General features: G+C 71.8%; 9 protein-coding genes and 4 pseudogenes. All 13 read left to right on the top strand.

Translation table 11 applies throughout. The features are described 5' to 3' along the window. Window positions 1-53: 53 nt before the first annotated feature. The 13 genes and pseudogenes from B9D87_RS07835 (at window position 54) to B9D87_RS07770 (ending at window position 17,094) form a co-directional block, all read left to right on the top strand. Entirely contained in the window at window positions 54-455 is a 402-nt protein-coding gene (locus B9D87_RS07835) for an SCO2097 family morphological protein (RefSeq protein WP_007770749.1), read from the top strand. Window positions 456-853: 398 nt separating this feature from the next. Next, complete coding sequence (gene mraZ, locus B9D87_RS07830) at window positions 854-1,285, top strand: division/cell wall cluster transcriptional repressor MraZ (RefSeq protein ID WP_007770750.1); 432 nt, start codon at window positions 854-856, stop codon at window positions 1,283-1,285. Then, window positions 1,260-2,525, top strand: coding sequence for a 16S rRNA (cytosine(1402)-N(4))-methyltransferase RsmH (gene rsmH, locus B9D87_RS07825; RefSeq protein ID WP_101896837.1), 1,266 nt, complete (start codon window positions 1,260-1,262; stop codon window positions 2,523-2,525). The genes mraZ and rsmH overlap by 26 nt, the downstream gene beginning before the upstream one ends. Beyond that, window positions 2,522-3,806, top strand: a pseudogene (gene ftsL, locus B9D87_RS07820) (cell division protein FtsL). The gene rsmH and the pseudogene ftsL overlap by 4 nt, the downstream one beginning before the upstream one ends. Next, entirely contained in the window at window positions 3,803-5,878 is a 2,076-nt protein-coding gene (locus tag B9D87_RS07815; RefSeq protein ID WP_040629782.1) for a peptidoglycan D,D-transpeptidase FtsI family protein, read from the top strand. Before ftsL ends, B9D87_RS07815 begins: the two are co-directional and overlap by 4 nt. Before the next feature lie 128 nt (window positions 5,879-6,006). Next, the gene (locus B9D87_RS07810) at window positions 6,007-7,599 is read left to right on the top strand and encodes a UDP-N-acetylmuramoyl-L-alanyl-D-glutamate--2,6-diaminopimelate ligase (protein WP_007770755.1); all 1,593 of its coding nucleotides are present in this window, start codon (window positions 6,007-6,009) and stop codon (window positions 7,597-7,599) included. Continuing rightward, window positions 7,596-9,142: pseudogene (locus B9D87_RS07800) on the top strand (UDP-N-acetylmuramoyl-tripeptide--D-alanyl-D-alanine ligase). The gene B9D87_RS07810 and the pseudogene B9D87_RS07800 overlap by 4 nt, the downstream one beginning before the upstream one ends. Then, complete coding sequence (mraY, locus tag B9D87_RS07795) at window positions 9,139-10,218, top strand: phospho-N-acetylmuramoyl-pentapeptide-transferase (protein ID WP_007770757.1); 1,080 nt, start codon at window positions 9,139-9,141, stop codon at window positions 10,216-10,218. Before B9D87_RS07800 ends, mraY begins: the two are co-directional and overlap by 4 nt. Further along, window positions 10,218-11,687, top strand: coding sequence for a UDP-N-acetylmuramoyl-L-alanine--D-glutamate ligase (murD, locus tag B9D87_RS07790; RefSeq protein WP_007770758.1), 1,470 nt, complete (start codon window positions 10,218-10,220; stop codon window positions 11,685-11,687). The genes mraY and murD overlap by 1 nt, the downstream gene beginning before the upstream one ends. A 7-nt stretch (window positions 11,688-11,694) precedes the next feature. Next, window positions 11,695-13,403 (top strand): annotated as a pseudogene (ftsW, locus tag B9D87_RS07785) (putative lipid II flippase FtsW). Then, window positions 13,400-14,626 carry an undecaprenyldiphospho-muramoylpentapeptide beta-N-acetylglucosaminyltransferase gene (murG, locus tag B9D87_RS07780; protein WP_007770761.1) on the top strand — a complete coding sequence of 409 codons (1,227 nt, stop codon included), beginning with the start codon at window positions 13,400-13,402 and terminating at the stop codon, window positions 14,624-14,626. The pseudogene ftsW and the gene murG overlap by 4 nt, the downstream one beginning before the upstream one ends. Beyond that, window positions 14,623-16,089 (top strand): UDP-N-acetylmuramate--L-alanine ligase, encoded by a 1,467-nt coding sequence (murC, locus tag B9D87_RS07775; protein WP_007770762.1) that lies wholly within the window; start codon window positions 14,623-14,625, stop codon window positions 16,087-16,089. Before murG ends, murC begins: the two co-directional genes overlap by 4 nt. Next, a pseudogene (locus B9D87_RS07770) lies at window positions 16,086-17,094 on the top strand (cell division protein FtsQ/DivIB). Before murC ends, B9D87_RS07770 begins: the two are co-directional and overlap by 4 nt. Window positions 17,095-17,190 lie beyond the last annotated feature (96 nt).

The raw sequence follows: 17,190 nt of genomic DNA, 5'->3' as shown, positions 1-17,190 counted from the left end.
GCATCCGCGTGCTACCGGTAGTCACGTGCCAAACAGCCGGCAAGGAGGGACGAATGCCACTCTCCGATCATGAGCAGCGGATGCTCGATCAGATCGAGAGCGCTCTCTACGCCGAGGACCCCAAATTCGCCTCAAGTGTTCGTGGGGGAGGGTTCCGCGCGCCCACCGCCCGGCGGCGGCTGCAGGGCGTGGCGTTGTTCGTCATCGGTCTGGCGATGCTGGTCTCCGGAGTGGCGTTCAAGGCGACGATGATCGGAAACTTCCCGATCCTCAGCGTGTTCGGGTTCATCGTCATGTTTGGCGGCGTGATCTTCGCGATCACCGGCCCCCGGTTGTCCGGCAGGCCCGATCCTTCCGGCCCGGCGCCCACCTCGCTGCGGCAGCGCCGCAACAAGGGCGGGGGTTCGTTCACCAGTCGCATGGAAGATCGGTTCCGCCGCCGCTTCGACGACTGAGCGCGTCAAAACAAAACGGGGTAGCCGTCGGCTGCCCCGTTTTGTTTTTCCGGGGCCCGGTGCGGCCGGCGTGCCCGTGACAATCAACCGTCGATGCCGTTTTGCAGCTCAATCGAGCCCGAACCGAGGCGCGTCGCGACATCTACGCCCCACCGCGCCCCACTAGAGTTCCCCACTACGCCCCACAGCGGGTATTTTACCTGGTAGACATCCTTTGCCCGTACTCCCGGAACATGCCCGGGAAGCACCGCGACACACCCCGAATGCGCGATTGACGGCCCCCTGACGACGGATAACCCCGAAAACGCCACGACGACACCCAAAGAATGGGGCGTAGTGGGGGATTGTGGGGTATGGTGGCTGCAGTGTTTGGGTGACCCCATAGGGGAGGTGAGCTGGTGTTTCTCGGCACCTACACGCCCAAACTCGACGACAAGGGGCGGCTGACGCTGCCCGCCAAGTTCCGCGACGCGCTGGCAGGGGGGTTGATGGTCACCAAGAGCCAGGACCACAGCCTCGCCGTCTACCCGCGGGCGGAATTCGAGCAACTGGCCCGCCGCGCGAGCAAGACCTCGCGGAGCAACCCCGAGGCCCGGGCGTTCCTCCGCAACCTCGCCGCCGGCACCGACGAGCAGCACCCGGACGCGCAGGGCCGGATCACGTTGTCCGCCGATCACCGCCGCTACGCAAACCTCACGAAGGACTGCGTGGTCATCGGCGCGATCGACAACCTCGAGATCTGGGACGCGCAGGCCTGGCAGGACTACCAACAGACCCACGAAGAGAACTTCTCCGCGGCCAGCGATGAAGCACTCGGCGACATCATCTGAGGCGCATGCCCGTGCAACGTGGCCTCTGCCCGAACCGACCCTGGCGTACTTCCCCAACGCCAGGTTCGCGACTTCGGTCAGAGACCTCGATGCAGGGGCTGCCCATCTTCCCGAGCACCCGGTAAGGCCGGTCCGGGCGGCGCAGACCCGAAGCGGCACGAGGGCCCGTCTCGTGGCGGCCCGGGTGGCCGACGGGTGCCGGCAGATCCGTGGAGGCGTTGCGGTGGCTGACAATTCGAGTTCCGACGATTACGGGCACGTCCCCGTCCTGCTGGAACGCTGCGTCGAACTGCTCACGCCCGCACTGACCCGGCACAGCCCCGACGGGTCGGAGGCGACCCTGTTGGACGCCACCCTGGGCGCCGGCGGGCACGCGGAACGGTTCCTCACCGACCTGCCGGGCCTGCGGCTGGTCGGACTGGACCGCGATCCCAGCGCGCTGGACATCGCGCGGACCCGGCTGGCTCGCTTCGCCGACCGGATCACGCTGGTGCACACACGCTACGACGGCATCGCCGCGGCGCTGGACGAATCCGGTTATGCGGCAACTGAATCGATAGACGGGATGCTCTTCGACCTCGGGGTGTCGTCCATGCAGCTCGATCGCACCGAGCGGGGCTTCGCCTACGCCCAGGACGCGCCGCTGGACATGCGGATGGACCCCTCCTCGCCGCTGACCGCGGCCGACATCGTCAACACCTACGACGAGGCGGAGCTGGCGAACATCTTGCACCGCTACGGCGAGGAGCGGTTCGCGCGTCGCATCGCCGCGCACATCGTGCGCCGTCGCGCCCGCGAGCCGTTCACCTCGACCTCAGACCTGGTAGCCCTGCTCTACGAAGCGATTCCGGCCGCGGCCCGGCGCACCGGCGGGCATCCGGCCAAGCGCACGTTCCAGGCGCTGCGGGTCGCGGTCAACGACGAGCTGGACACGCTGCGCCGCGCGCTCCCGGCCGCGCTGGACGCGCTGGACGTCGGCGGGCGCATCGTGGTGATGGCCTACCAATCGCTGGAGGACCGGATCGTCAAGCGGCTCTTCGCCCAGGCGGTCGCGTCGCGCACCCCGGTGGACCTGCCGGTCGAACTTCCCGGCCATGAGCCGCGATTCCGGGCCCTCACGCACGGCGCCGGACGCGCCGACGCCACCGAGGTCGAACGCAATCCACGCAGTGCCGCAGTGCGATTGCGGGCGCTGCAACGAATGGAATCACAGCAGGCGAGCGGGAAAGGCGACGCATGAGAGCAGAGCGCGAGACGTCCAAACGGCGCGGCGGCAGCGACCGCCGGGGCGGACGCGACGGTTCTGCCCGGCGGAGCAGCCGGCCCACGGCCGAATCCGGTTCGGCCCGGCGTGCCCGGGGCGGCCGGACCACGGCACCGGCCCGCGAAGCCCGCGCGCCCAAGTCAGGCCCGCAGACCAGCCCCTTCGCCCGGCCGGTCGAGCGGCCGGCCAGGCCCAAGAGCACCAGCCAGGCCAAGGCGCGGGCCAAGGCGCGGAAGGCCAAGGCGCCCAAGGTTGTCCGACCTCGCCTGACCGAGCGGCTGGCCGCTCGGCTGGCGGCGATCGACCTGCGGCCGCGGACGTTGGCCAGCAAGGTGCCGTTCGTCGTGCTGATCATCGGCGCGCTGGGCCTCGGGCTAGGCCTGACGCTGTGGCTGTCCACCGACTCCGCCGAGCGCTCCTACAAGTTGAGCCACGCCAGGGAACGGACCCGGCTGCTGCAGCAACAGAAGGAAGCGCTGGAGCGCGACGTGCGCGAGGCCGAGGCCGCCCCGGCGCTGGCGGAGGCGGCCCGCAAGCAGGGCATGATCCCGAGCCGGGACACCGCGCACCTGGTCCAGGACCCATCCGGGAACTGGGTGGTGGTCGGCACCCCCAAGCCGGCCGACGGTGTTCCGCCGCCCCCGCTGAACAGCAAGCTCCCCGACGAGGCGCCGCAGCCCCCAAGCCGCCGGCCGCTCCGCCGGAGGTCTCGATGCGGTTGGAGCCCGCCCCCGGTGGCCCGGCTCCGGCCCGGTCCGGGCCCGAGGCGCTGCTGCGCGCTCCCGACGGCGCGTCGACCTTGGGCGGTCAGCACTTGGCGCCGGCACTGCCCCCGGTGCCCGGCGCGCCTGCCGTCCCCGGTGTGCCGGTGCCCGGTACGCTGCCCGGCATGCCAGGCGGACCGTTGACCGGTGCATTGCCCGGCATGCCCGCTGCCCCGGCCACCGGTGCGCTGCCCGCCACGCCCACCGGCCCCCCACCGGGCGCGCACCCGGTGTGCTGCCGGCGCTGCCGACGCCGGGGCTGCCCATGCCGGCCGGGCCCGCGACCGCGCCGGTGCCGGCCGAGGTGCCGATTCCGTTGGGCGGACTGCCGATTCCGGCCCCCGGTCAGATGCCCGCGCCGTTGCCCGCCGAGATCCCGGTCCCGCTGCAGCTGGGCCGTCCCGCGGCGCCGGCTCAACCGGCGGCCCCCGCCGCGCCCGCTAACGGCCTGCCCGGGCCGGTGGCCGGCGCGCCGCCAGGTGCGCCCAGGTGAGCCGCGGAGAATCCCCGCGGGCGCGCCGGTCGCAGTCGGCACGGCCGACACGTGGTCCCCGCAAGGACTTGGCGGGCAAGGGCGTACGGCAACCCAAACGTCGCCCGAAGCCGCAGCAAGCCGACGCCGGCCGAGACGTGCGGGAGCCGAAGCGGTTCCGGAAGGCCAAGCAGGCCAAGGGCGCCGGAGCGGCACCGCGATCCGAGGCGGCGACGGCCGGGCACTCGGCGCGGGAGCGTCGCACCCGCCAGCTCGTCGAATTGACCAGCCGCGGTGGGTCGTTCGTGTTCCGGCACCGGGCCGGCAACGTGGTCATCCTGGTGCTCATGCTGGTGGCCGCCTCCCAGCTGTTCGTCCTGCAGGTGACCAGCGCCCCGTCGCTGCGCGCTCAGGCCGCAGGCCAGCTCAAGGTCACCGATGTGGAAAAGGCTGTGCGCGGCAGCATCATCGACCGCCGCAAAGACCAGCTTGCCTTCACCATCGAGTCGCGTGCGCTGACGTTCCAGCCCAAGCGGATCCGCAAGCAGCTGGAGGAAGCGAAGGCCAAGAACTCGGCCGCCCCCGATCCGCAGCAGCGGTTGCGCGACATCGCCAAGGAGGTCTCCAGCCGCCTGGGCAACAAGCCGGACTCGGCGACCGTGTTGAAGAAGCTGCAGACCGACGACAACTTCGTCTATCTGGCCCGCGCCGTCGATCCCGCTGTCGCCAGCGCGATCTCGGACAAGTATCCCGAGGTCGGTTCCGAACGCCAGGACCTGCGCCAGTATCCGGGCGGATCGCTGGCGGCCAACATCGTCGGCGGCATCGACTGGGATGGCCACGGCCTGCTGGGGCTGGAGGAGGCCATGGACTCGGTGCTGTCGGGCACCGACGGTTCGGTCACCTATGACCGCGGATCCGACGGCGTGGTCATCCCCGGCAGTTACCGCAACCGGCATCGGGCGGTCAACGGCTCGATGGTCCAGCTGACCCTGGACGACGACATCCAGTTCTACGTGCAGCAGCAGGTTCAGCAGGCCAAGAATGTGTCTGGCGCGCACAATGTTTCGGCCGTCGTGCTCGACGCGAAGACCGGTGAAGTGCTGGCCATGGCCAATGACAACACCTTCGACCCCTCCCAGGACATCGGGCGGCAGGGCGACAAGCAGCTGGGCAACCTGGCGGTGTCCTCCCCGTTCGAGCCCGGCTCGGTGAACAAGGTGATCACCGCGTCGTCCGTCATCGAGTACGGCCTGTCCAATCCCGATGAGGTGTTGCAGGTCCCCGGCACGATCCAGATGGGCGGGGTGTCCATCCACGACGCCTGGGACCACGGCGTGATGCCCTACACCACCACCGGCGTGTTCGGAAAGTCCTCCAACGTCGGCACTTTGATGCTCGCCCAGCGCGTCGGCCCGGAGCGCTTCTACGACATGGTCCGCAAGTTCGGACTGGGGCAACGCACCAACGTGGGGCTGCCCGGCGAGAGCGCGGGACTGGTGCCGCCCATCGACCAGTGGTCGGGCAGCACCTTCTCGAACCTGCCCATCGGCCAAGGCCTTTCGATGACGCTGCTGCAGATGACCGGCATGTACCAGGCCATCGCCAACGACGGGCTGCGGATACCGCCGCGGATCATCAAGGCCACCATCGCCCCCGACGGCACGCGCACCGAGGAGCCGCGCCCGGACGGCGTGCGGGTGGTCTCGCCGCAGACGGCGCAGACCGTGCGCAACATGCTGCGCGCCGTCGTGCAGAAGGACCCGATGGGTTACCAGCAGGGCACCGGCTCCGCCGGCGCGGTGACGGGCTACCAGATGGCCGGCAAGACCGGCACCGCGCAGCAGATCAACCCCGCCTGCGGCTGTTACTTCGACAACGTCTACTGGATCACGTTCGCCGGGATGGCCACCGTCGACAACCCCCGGTATGTCATCGGCATCATGATGGACAACCCGGAACGCAACGCCGACGGCACGCCCGGTCACTCGGCGGCCCCGCTGTTCCACAACATCGCCGGCTGGCTCATGCAGCGCGAGAACGTGCCGCTGTCGCCGGACCCCGGTCCGCCGCTGACGCTGCAGGCGACCTAGCCACCAGGCGACCTAGCGGCGATCGCCAGCGCGGCGCAGCCGGGCGCAGCGACCTAGCCGCCAAGCGACCCAGCGGCCCCGTCGGCGCGCGGATCGGCTCCCGGCCCGTTGCGGCTAGGTAGGGTGTCATGGCCGATCATGAGGATCACGCGGCGTCCGAGGGAGGTGTGACTGTGCCGGTGCCCACTGGGTTGCGCCCCAGCGCCGCCACGGGCGCGCGGCTGGCCGCGCTCGCCGGCCAGGTCGGCGCGCAGCCGGCTGGCGCCCCAGGTCAGGACGCCGCGGTGCCCGACGTGACCATCACCGGCGTGACGCTGCGCGCGCAGGACGTGCGGCCCGGTGACCTGTTCGCCGCGCTGCCCGGCCTGACCACCCACGGCGCCCGCTACGCCGCCGACGCGATCGAACGGGGCGCGGCCGCCGTGCTCACCGACCCCGCCGGGGTCGCCGAGATGGCCGCGGCCGGCGCCCCGACCGTGCCGACACTGGTACACCCCGACCCACGCGGCGTGCTCGGCGGCCTGGCCGCCACGGTGTACGGGCGCCCGTCGGAGCGGGTGGCCGTCATCGGCATTACCGGCACCTCCGGCAAGACCACCACCACCTATATGGTCGAGTCCGGTCTGCGCGCCGCCGGCCGCACGGCCGGGCTGATCGGCACCATCGGCATTCGCATCGACGGCGTCGACATCCCGAGCGCGCTCACCACCCCGGAGGCCCCCGCGCTGCAGGCGATGCTGGCGGCGATGGCCGAACAGGGCGTGGACACCGTCGTCATGGAGGTCTCCAGCCACGCGCTGGCGCTGGGCAGAGTCGACGGAACCGGCTTCGCGGTCGGCGGGTTCACCAACCTTTCCCGCGATCACCTCGACTTTCACCCGACCATGGAAGACTACTTCGACACCAAAGCCCTGCTGTTCGAGCCGAATTCGCCGCTGCGGGCGCGCCGCGCCGTCGTGTGCATCGACGACGAGGCCGGGCGGGCCATGGCGGCTCGGGCCGGCGACGCGATCACCGTCAGCGCCGAAGGCCGGCCCGCGCATTGGCGCGCCGTCGACGTGGCCCCGATGGGCGCCGGGGGACAACAGTTCACCGTGATCGACCCCGCCGGCGCCCAGCACCACGTCGGGATCCCGCTACCTGGGCACTACAACGTCGCCAATTGCCTTGTCGCGCTTGCCCTTCTGGACGCGGTGGGGGTGTCACCCGAACGTGCGGCGCCGGGACTGCGGCAGACCCGCGTGCCGGGACGCATGGAACAGATCGACGCGGGGCAGGACTTCCTGGCGCTGGTCGACTACGCCCACAAGCCGGGCGCGCTGCGCGCGGTGCTCACCACGCTGGCGCGTCCGGGTCGCCGCGTCGCGGTGGTGTTCGGCGCGGGCGGCGAGCGCGATCCGGGCAAACGACGGCCGATGGGCGCGACGGCCGCCGAGCTGGCCGACCTGGTCGTCGTCACCGACGACAACCCGCGCGGCGAGGACCCCGCGTCGATTCGCCGCGAAATCCTGGCCGGTGCGACCGAAAGCGGTTGCGCAGCAGAGGTTGTCGAGATCGCCGACCGGCGCGACGCGATCCGGCACGCCGTCGCCTGGGCGGGTGCCGGTGACGTGGTGCTGATCGCCGGCAAGGGCCACGAAACCGGGCAGCGTACCGGCGACGTGGTCCGCCCCTTCGACGACCGCGTCGAGTTGGCGCGGGCGCTGGAGGATCGCGCGTGATCGACCTGACCCTCGCCCAGATCGCCGACATCGTCGGCGGCACGTTGTCCGACATCTCGCCGCAGGACGCCGCGCGCCGGCACGTCACCGGAACCGTCGAATTCGACTCGCGCGCCGTCGGTCCCGGTGGGCTGTTCCTGGCCCTGCCGGGCGCGCGTTCGGACGGGCACGACCACGCGGCGTCGGCCGTGGCGGCCGGCGCGGTCGCGGTGCTGGCCGCGCGGCCGGTCGGGGTTCCCGCCATCGTCGTGACGCCGGCGGGGCTTCGGGGTCGCGCGCCGGGGTGCTCGAGCACGACCCGGACGGCTCGGGGGCCGCGGTGCTGGCCGCGCTGGCCAAGCTGGCCAAGGCGGTGGCCGCCGAACTGGTGGCCGGCGGGCTGACCATCGTCGGCATCACCGGATCGTCGGGGAAGACGTCGACCAAGGACCTGGTGGCCGCGGTGCTGGCGCCGCTGGGCGAGGTGGTGGCCCCGCCCGGGTCGTTCAACAACGAGCTGGGGCATCCGTGGACGGTGCTGCGCGCGACCGCCGACACCGACTTCCTGGTGCTCGAGATGTCGGCCCGGCATCCCGGCAACATCGCCGCGCTCGCCGACATCGCCACACCGTCCATCGGGGTGGTGCTCAACGTCGGCACCGCGCACCTGGGCGAATTCGGTTCACGCGAGGCCATCGCCCAGACGAAATCCGAACTGCCGCAATCTGTTCCAGCTTCCGGTGTGGTGATCCTGAACGCCGACGATCCGGCCGTCGCGGCCATGGCGGACGTGACCGCGGCCCGGGTGGTCCGGGTCGGGCGCGCCGAGCGCACCAACGCCGGCCCCGGCGACCTGTGGGCCGGGCCGGTGTCGCTCGACGAGCTGGCCAGGCCGCGGTTCACGCTGCACCGACGGGAGCCATCCGGCGTGACGCAGGTGCCGGTGCGACTCGGCGTCTACGGCGATCACCAGGTGGGCAACGCGCTGAGCGCGGCCGCGGTCGCGCTGGAATGCGGCGCCGGGCTGGAGCAGGTGGCCGCCGCGCTCGCCGCAACGGGTCCGGTGTCGCGGCACCGCATGCAGGTCACCACCCGTGCCGACGGGGTTACCGTGATCGACGATGCCTACAACGCCAACCCCGATTCGATGCGGGCCGGGTTGCAGGCGCTGGCCTGGATCGCCCGCGGCGGGGACGACGGGGGCGTTCAACCGAGGCGCAGCTGGGCGGTGCTCGGCGAGATGGCCGAGCTGGGTGAGGACGCCATCGCCGAGCACGATCGCATCGGCCGGCTCGCCGTGCGCTTAGATGTGTCTCGACTCGTTGTCGTGGGAAGTGGGAGGTCGATGAGCGCCATGCACCACGGAGCGGTCATGGAGGGTTCCTGGGGCTCTGAGGAGTCAGGCGACAAGGGGGCGGTCAACGTCGCCGACGCCGACGCCGCGCTGGCGCTGCTGCGGGCCGAGGTGCGGCCCGGCGACGTCGTGCTGGTCAAGGCCTCCAACTCGGCAGGACTCGGTGCGCTGGCCGACGCCCTGGCGGCCGACGGCGGGACGAGCGCATGAGGCAGATTCTGATCGCCGTCGCCGTCGCGCTGACCGTGTCGATCCTGCTGACCCCGGCGCTGATCCGGCTGTTCACCCGCCAGGGCTTCGGCCACCACACCCGCGAGGACGGCCCGCCGACCCACCACGCCAAACGGGGCACGCCGTCGATGGGCGGCGTGGCCATTTTGGCCGGGATCTGGGCGGGCTACCTGGGCACGCACCTGGCCGGGATGGCCTTCGACGGGGAGGGCGTCACCGTCTCGGGTCTGTTGGTGCTGGGCCTGGCGACCGTGCTCGGCGGCGTCGGATTCCTCGACGACATCATCAAGATCCGCAGGTCGCGCAACCTCGGCTTGAACAAGACGGCCAAGACGATCGGGCAGGTCGGCGCCGCGGTGATCTTCGGCGTGCTGGCGCTGCGGTTCCACAACAGCAACGGCCTGACACCGGCCAGCGCGGACCTGTCCTACGTGCGCGAGATCGCCACCTACACGCTGGCCCCGGGCCTGTTCGTGTTGTTCTGTGTCATCGTCGTCAGCGCCTGGTCCAACGCGGTCAACTTCACCGACGGCCTGGACGGGCTGGCCGCCGGGAGCATGGCGATGGTCACCGCCGCCTACGTGCTGATCACCTTCTGGCAGTACCGCAACGCCTGCGTCACCGCGCCGGGGCTGGGCTGCTACAACGTGCGCGACCCGCTGGACCTGGCGCTGGTCGCGGCCGCCACCGCGGGCGCCTGCATCGGCTTTCTGTGGTGGAACGCCGCACCCGCCAAGATCTTCATGGGCGACACCGGATCGTTGGCCCTGGGCGGCATCATCGCGGGACTGTCGGTCACCAGCCGCACCGAGATCCTCGCCGTCGTGCTGGGGTCGTTGTTCGTCGCCGAGGTCAGCTCGGTTGTGTTGCAGATCTTGACTTTTCGCACCACCGGGCGCCGGGTGTTCCGGATGGCGCCCTTTCACCACCATTTCGAACTGGCCGGCTGGGCCGAGACCACGGTCATCATCCGCTTCTGGCTGCTCACCGCGATCGCCTGCGGGCTGGGCGTGGCCCTTTTCTACGGTGAGTGGCTGGGCGCGATAGGTGCCTGATGAGCGGTCTTGAACCCCTGGCGCCCGGCGCGCCGGTGCTGGTGGCCGGCGGCGGGGTGACGGGCAAGGCGGTGCTGGCGGCGCTGCGGAGATTCGGCGCGGCGCCGACGCTGTGCGACGACGACCCGGCCCGGCTGCGCGGCTACGCCGGCGCGGGGGTGGCGACGGCGCCCACCGCGACGGCCATCGACGAGATCTCCCGGTACGCGCTGGTGGTCACCAGCCCCGGCTTCGCGCCGACGACGCCGCTGCTGGTCGCCGCCCAAGCGGCCGGGGTGCCGATCTGGGGCGACGTGGAGCTGGCGTGGCGGCTCGACGCCGCGGGCCACTACGGGCCACCGCGGCGCTGGCTGGTGGTGACCGGGACGAACGGCAAGACGACCACCACGTCGATGCTGCACGCCATGCTCACCGCCGGCGGCCGGCGTAGCCTGCTGTGCGGCAACATCGGCGACCCGGTGCTCGACGTCTTAGGGGACGACACCGACGAACCCGCCGAGCTGCTGGCCGTCGAGCTGTCCAGCTTCCAATTGCATTGGGCGCCTTCGCTGCAACCGGAGGCCGGTGCGGTGCTCAACATCGCCGAAGACCACCTGGACTGGCACGGCAGCCTGGCCGCCTACGCCGCGGCGAAGGCGCGGGTGCTGGATGGCCGGGTGGCGGTGGTGGGCTTGGACGACGCGCGGGCGGCGGCGCTGCTGGACACCGCGCGGGCGCCGGTGCGGGTCGGCTTCCGGCTGGGCGAACCGGCGGCAGGGGAGCTCGGCGTGCGCGACGGCCACCTGGTCGACCGCGCGTTCGCCGACGACCTGGCCCTGCTGCGGGCCGACTCCATCCCGGTGCCGGGCCCCGTCGGGGTGCTCGACGCGCTGGCCGCGGCGGCGCTGGCGCGCTGCGTCGACGTGCCGGCCGAGGCAATCGCGGCGGCCATCGCCGCCTTCCGGGTGGGCCGGCACCGGGCCGAGGTCGTGGCCGTCGCCGACGGCATCACCTATGTCGACGACTCCAAGGCCACCAACCCCCACGCCGCCGAGGCGTCCGTGCTGGCCTACCCCCGCGTCGTCTGGATCGCCGGCGGCCTGCTCAAGGGCGCCTCGGTCGATGCCGAGGTCGCCAGGATGGCGTCGCGGCTGGTCGGGGCGGTGCTCATCGGCCGGGATCGGCAAGAGGTTGCAGAGGCGTTATCGCGACACGCGCCGGATGTCCCCGTCCTTCACGTTGTGACAGGCGAGGATGCTGGTATGGATGCGACTGCTGTGGTCTCTGGGGCAGATGTGACAGAAGTGAAACAAACCGGTGACAGTCTGGGCGCGGCGGTGATGAACGCGGCGGTGGCCGCGGCGCGGATCGTGGCGCAGGCCGGCGACACCGTCCTGCTGGCACCGGCGGGCGCATCGTTCGACCAATTCGCGGGTTACGCCGACCGCGGCGACGCGTTCGCGGCCGCCGTGCGCGCGGCGCTCCGGTAGGGCAAGCGTGGGTAACGCACTGACCCGGCTGCTGGGCCGGGGCAAAGACGCCACCGAGACCGCCGCGGCCGAGCCGGGCCGGCCGCCGACGCCGACGCCACCACGGACGAGACCGAAGTCAAGACCGACAAGGAAGCCAAGGCCGAGAAGAAGGCCGACAAGCCGCACAAGGCCAAGAACGACAAGGCCGGCGAGGGCGGTTCGTACGGCCGGTTCGGCGCCTGGCTGGGCCGGCCCATGACGTCGTTTCACCTGATCATCGCCGTGGCCGGGTTGCTGACCACGCTCGGGCTGATCATGGTGCTGTCGGCGTCCGGCGTGCGCTCCTATGACGCCGACGGATCGGCCTGGGTGATCTTCGGCAAGCAGGTGCTGTGGACCGTGATCGGGCTCGTCGCCTGCTACGCCTCGTTACGGATGTCGGTGCGGTTCATCCGCCGCGTCGCGTTCACCGGCTACGTCGTCACGGTCATCCTGCTGGTGCTGGTGCTCGTTCCCGGAATCGGCAACCTGGCCAACGGATCTCGGAAGTGGTTCGTGGTCGCGGGCTTCTCGATGCAGCCGTCCGAGCTGGCCAAGATCGCGTTCGCGATCTGGGGCGCGCACATGCTGGCAGCCCGTCGCCTGGAGCGGGCGAGCCTGCGCGAACTGCTGATTCCACTGGTGCCGGCGGCGGTGATCGCGCTGGCGCTGATCGTGGCGCAGCCCGACCTCGGGCAGACGGTGTCGCTGGGCATCATCCTGCTGGCCCTGCTGTGGTACGCGGGCCTGCCGCTGCGCGTGTTCGTCACCTCGCTGCTGGCCGTCTTCGTGGCGGGCGCGGTCCTGGCCATGTCGGCCGGCTACCGGTCGGACCGGGTGCGGTCCTGGATCAACCCCGAGAACGACCCGCAGGACACCGGCTACCAGGCGCGGCAGGCCAAATTCGCGCTGGCGCACGGCGGTATCTTCGGCGACGGCCTGGGTCAGGGCGTGGCCAAATGGAACTACCTGCCCAACGCGCACAACGACTTCATCTTCGCGATCATCGGCGAGGAGCTCGGATTCATCGGTGCGTTCGCGCTGTTGGTGCTGTTCGGGCTGTTCGCCTACACCGGGATGCGCATCGCCCGCCGCTCGGCCGACCCGTTCCTGCGGCTGCTGACCGCCACCACGACCATGTGGGTGCTGGGCCAGGCCTTCATCAACATCGGCTACGTCATCGGCATCCTCCCGGTCACCGGTATTCAGCTGCCGCTCATTTCCGCCGGTGGGACATCAACCGCCGCAACGCTTTTCATGATCGGCATCATGGCGAATGCGGCCCGTCACGAGCCCGAGGCGGTGGCCGCGCTGCGGGCCGGCCGCGACGACAAGGTGAACCGGATCCTGCGCCTGCCGCTGCCCGAGCCCTACTCGCCGACGCGGCTGGAGGCGTTCCGCGATCGCAAGCGCTCCCGCCCGAAGGCGGCCGAGCCGCCGCGCAAGGGCGCCGGCGCGCCGGGCGCAAAGCCCCCAGAAAGCCCCCGCAAGGCCGCCCGGAATGCCTCCCGGAATGCCGACGCACCGCTGCGGCCGGCGCTACCGCGAACCGGCGGGCGGGCGGCCCGCCAGACTGGGGGCACCGCTCGATCACGGGCGAGGCATCATGGATCTGGCCAGCGCCGCGTCAGCCAGGCGGCCGGCCAGCGTCAGCCACGACGCGCTCGCGCACTGGAAGGTCAGCGTTACGGGTGAACGACACGGTCAACAAGCCGACCGGCGGGCAGGGGGTGAACCCTTCGCCCGCCGGTGCCGCGTTGTCGTCTTTTAGGCCGCTGTCGGTGGTGCTCGCCGGCGGCGGGACGGCCGGTCACGTCGAGCCCGCAATGGCCGTCGCGGACGCCCTGAGCGCCCTCGATCCGCAGGTCAGGATCACCGCGTTGGGCACCGCCCGGGGGCTGGAGACCAGGCTGGTGCCCGACCGCGGCTACGACCTCGAACTGATCACGCCGGTGCCGCTGCCGCGCAAACCCAGCGGTGACCTGGCCCGGCTGCCCTCGCGGGTGTGGCGCGCGGTCCGGGAGACCCGCGCCGTGCTCAGGGCGGTCGACGCCGACGTGGTGATCGGCTTCGGCGGGTACGTCGCGCTGCCGGCCTACCTCGCCGCCCGCGGCGTCTCGCCGCGCAGGCCGCGGGTGCCGGTGGTGATCCACGAGGCCAACGCCAGCGCCGGGCTGGCCAACCGGGTGGGCGCCCGCACCGCCGAGCGGGTGCTGTCCGCGGTGGCCGACTGTGGGCTGCCGCGCGCCGAGGTGGTCGGGGTGCCGGTGCGCGAGACCATCACCTCGCTGGACCGCGCGGCGCTGCGCGACGAGGCGCGCCGCTTCTTCGGTTTCGCCGCCGACGACCGGGTGTTGCTGGTGTTCGGCGGCTCGCAGGGCGCGGTCTCGCTGAACCGGGCCGTCTCGGGGGCCGCCGCCGGGCTGGCCGCCGCCGGCGTGGCCGTCCTGCACGCGCACGGACCCAAGAACACGCTCGACCTGCCCCAGCCCCAGCCGGGCGACCCGCCGTACGTGGCGGTGCCCTACCTCGACCGGATGGACCTGGCTTATTCGGCCGCCGACCTGGTGATCTGCCGGTCGGGCGCGATGACGGTCGCCGAGGTGTCGGCGGTGGGCCTGCCGGCCATCTACGTGCCCCTGCCGATCGGCAACGGCGAGCAGCGGCTCAACGCCCTGCCGGTGGTCAACGCGGGCGGCGGCATGATCGTCGCCGACGCCGACCTGACGCCCGAGCTGGTGGCCCGCGAAGTGGCGGGGCTGGTGGGCGACCCGCCGCGTCTGGCGGCCATGACCACCGCCGCGGCGCGGGTGGGGCATCCCGAGGCGGCTCGCGAGGTCGCCCAGGCGGCGCTGGACATCGCCAGGAAGGCGCAGCTCGACCGCCCGAGCGGCCGGCGGACCGGGAGAATCCGGTGACCACCGAACAGCTGCCGCCCGAGCTGCAGCGGGTGCACATGGTCGGCATCGGGGGCGCCGGCATGTCGGGCATCGCCCGCATCCTGCTCGACCGCGGCGGGCTGGTGTCCGGCTCGGATGCCAAGGAGTCCCGCGGCATTCACGCGTTGCGGGCCCGTGGCGCGCAGATCAACATCGGGCACGACGCGGCGTCGCTGGATCTGTTGCCCGGCGGCGCCACCGCGGTCATCACCACCCATGCCGCGATCCCGAAGACCAACCCGGAACTCGTCGAGGCCCGGCGGCGGGGCATCCCGGTGATCCTGCGGCCCGCCGTGCTGGCCAAGCTGATGAACGGCCGCACCACGCTGATGGTCACCGGCACGCACGGCAAGACGACGACGACGTCGATGTTGATCGTGGCGCTGCAGCACTGCGGGCGCGACCCGTCGTTCGCGGTCGGCGGCGAGATGGGCGAGGCCGGCACCAACGCCCACCACGGCAGCGGCGACTGCTTCGTCGCGGAGGCCGACGAGAGCGACGGCTCGCTGCTGGAGTACACGCCCAACGTCGCCGTGGTCACCAACATCGAGACCGACCACCTGGACTTCTACGGCAGCGCCGACGCCTACGTGGCCGTGTTCGACGCCTTCGTGGAGCGGCTGGCCCCCGGCGGGGCGCTGGTGGTGTGCGTCGACGACCCGGGGGCCGAGGCGCTGGCCCGCCGAACGGCCGAGCTGGGCATCCGGGTGCTGCGCTACGGGTCCCCGCGCTCCGGCGACGAACTCGCCGCCACGTTGTTGTCGTGGGAACAGCAGGGCACCGAGGCCGTCGCGCAGATCCGGCTGGCCCCCGAACTGGACCCGGCACAGCACCCGCTGGTGATGCGGTTGTCGGTGCCCGGACGGCACATGGCGCTCAACGCGATGGGCGCGCTGCTGGCGGCGCTCGAGATCGGCGCCCCGATCGATGCGGTGCTGGATGGCCTGGCCGGTTTCGAGGGCGTGCGCCGCCGGTTCGAACTGGTCGGCAGCGCAGCCTCGGTGCGGGTGTTCGACGATTACGCCCACCACCCCACGGAGATCGTCGCCACGCTGGCGGCGGTCCGCACCCTGCTCGAGCAGAGCGGCGCCGGTCGCAGCATCGCGGTGTTCCAGCCGCATTTGTATTCGCGGACAAAGGCTTTCGCCGAGGAGTTCGGGCACGCCCTGGACGCGGCGGACGAGGTTTTCGTTCTCGACGTCTACGGCGCCCGCGAACAACCGCTGGCCGGCGTCAGCGGGGCCAGCGTCGCCGAGCACGTCAGCGTGCCGGTGCGCTATCTCCCACACTTCGCCGCGGCCGCCGAGCAGGTGGCGGCGGCCGCCGGGCCCGGCGACGTCATCGTCACCATGGGTGCCGGCGACGTGACCCTGCTGGGGCCCGAGATCGTCACGGCGTTGCGGGTGCGCGCCAATCGCAGCGCGCCCGGGGCGTTGCGATGACCCAGCCGGACGACCCCGTCCCGGCGGACGTGGTCGGCGAACCGGCCGAAGGTCGGCACGCCGGCGACGCGGACGACAACGCTCACGACGAGGCTCACGGCAGGGCCGACGACAACGGCGACGACAACGCGGCCACCGAACCGCTCGCCACCGGAACGGGGGCCGACGGTCAGGAGGCCGGCCAGGCCGAGGTCGAGGGCCCCGCCGGCGCGCGCGAGGGGAGCGGGCCGAACGCCGCGCCGCGCAGGCCCGCGCCACCGCCATCGAAGAGGCCCGCCGCGAGGCGAAGCGCCGGGCCAGCGGGCGGCCGGTCAACGAGCCCAAACCCGTTGCGCGGGCGTGGTTCGGGGGCTGAAGATGCTGCTGGCGACGATCCTGCTGGTGATCGTCGGCGTCGGGCTGGCCCTGATCCTCTATTTCACCCCCGCGATGTCGGCCCGCAACATCGTCGTCGTCGGCACCGGGGTGGTGACCCGGGAGGAGGTCCTGGACGCCGCGCGGGTGCGGATCGGAACGCCGCTGCTGCAGATCAACACCAACCAGGTCGCCGACCGGGTGGCGGCGATCCGGCGGGTGGCCAGCGCGCGGGTCCAGCGACAGTATCCGTCGGCGCTTCGGATCACCATCGTCGAGCGAATCCCGGTGGCGGTCAAGGACTTTCCCGACGGCCCGCATCTCTTCGACCGCGACGGGGTGGACTTCGCGACCGGGCCACCGCCGCCGGCGCTGCCGTACCTCGACGTCGCCGACCCCGGGCCGAACGACCCGGCGACCAAGGCCGCCCTGCAGGTGCTGACCGCGCTGCGTCCCGAGGTCGAGGGCCAGGTCGGGCGCATCGCCGCGCCGTCGGTGGCTTCGATCACCCTGACGCTCGGCGACGGCCGGGTGGTGATCTGGGGGACCACCGACCGCACCGACGAGAAGGCCGAGAAGCTGGCCGCGCTGCTGACCCAGCCCGGCAAGACCTACGACGTGTCCAGCCCCGACCTGCCGACGGTCAAGTAGCGATCTTCGTCACGCCGCGCCGCGCAATGCGCCGCCGAGCAGCGCGCACGCCGTCCCGACGCGGGAAAATTGCCCAAAATTTGCGGGGCGCGTGTC

The sequence above is a fragment of the Mycobacterium colombiense CECT 3035 genome (genome assembly GCF_002105755.1).
GTDB classification, from domain to species: Bacteria; Actinomycetota; Actinomycetes; order Mycobacteriales; family Mycobacteriaceae; genus Mycobacterium; species Mycobacterium colombiense.
This window is presented reverse-complemented; position numbering and strand designations above follow the sequence as displayed.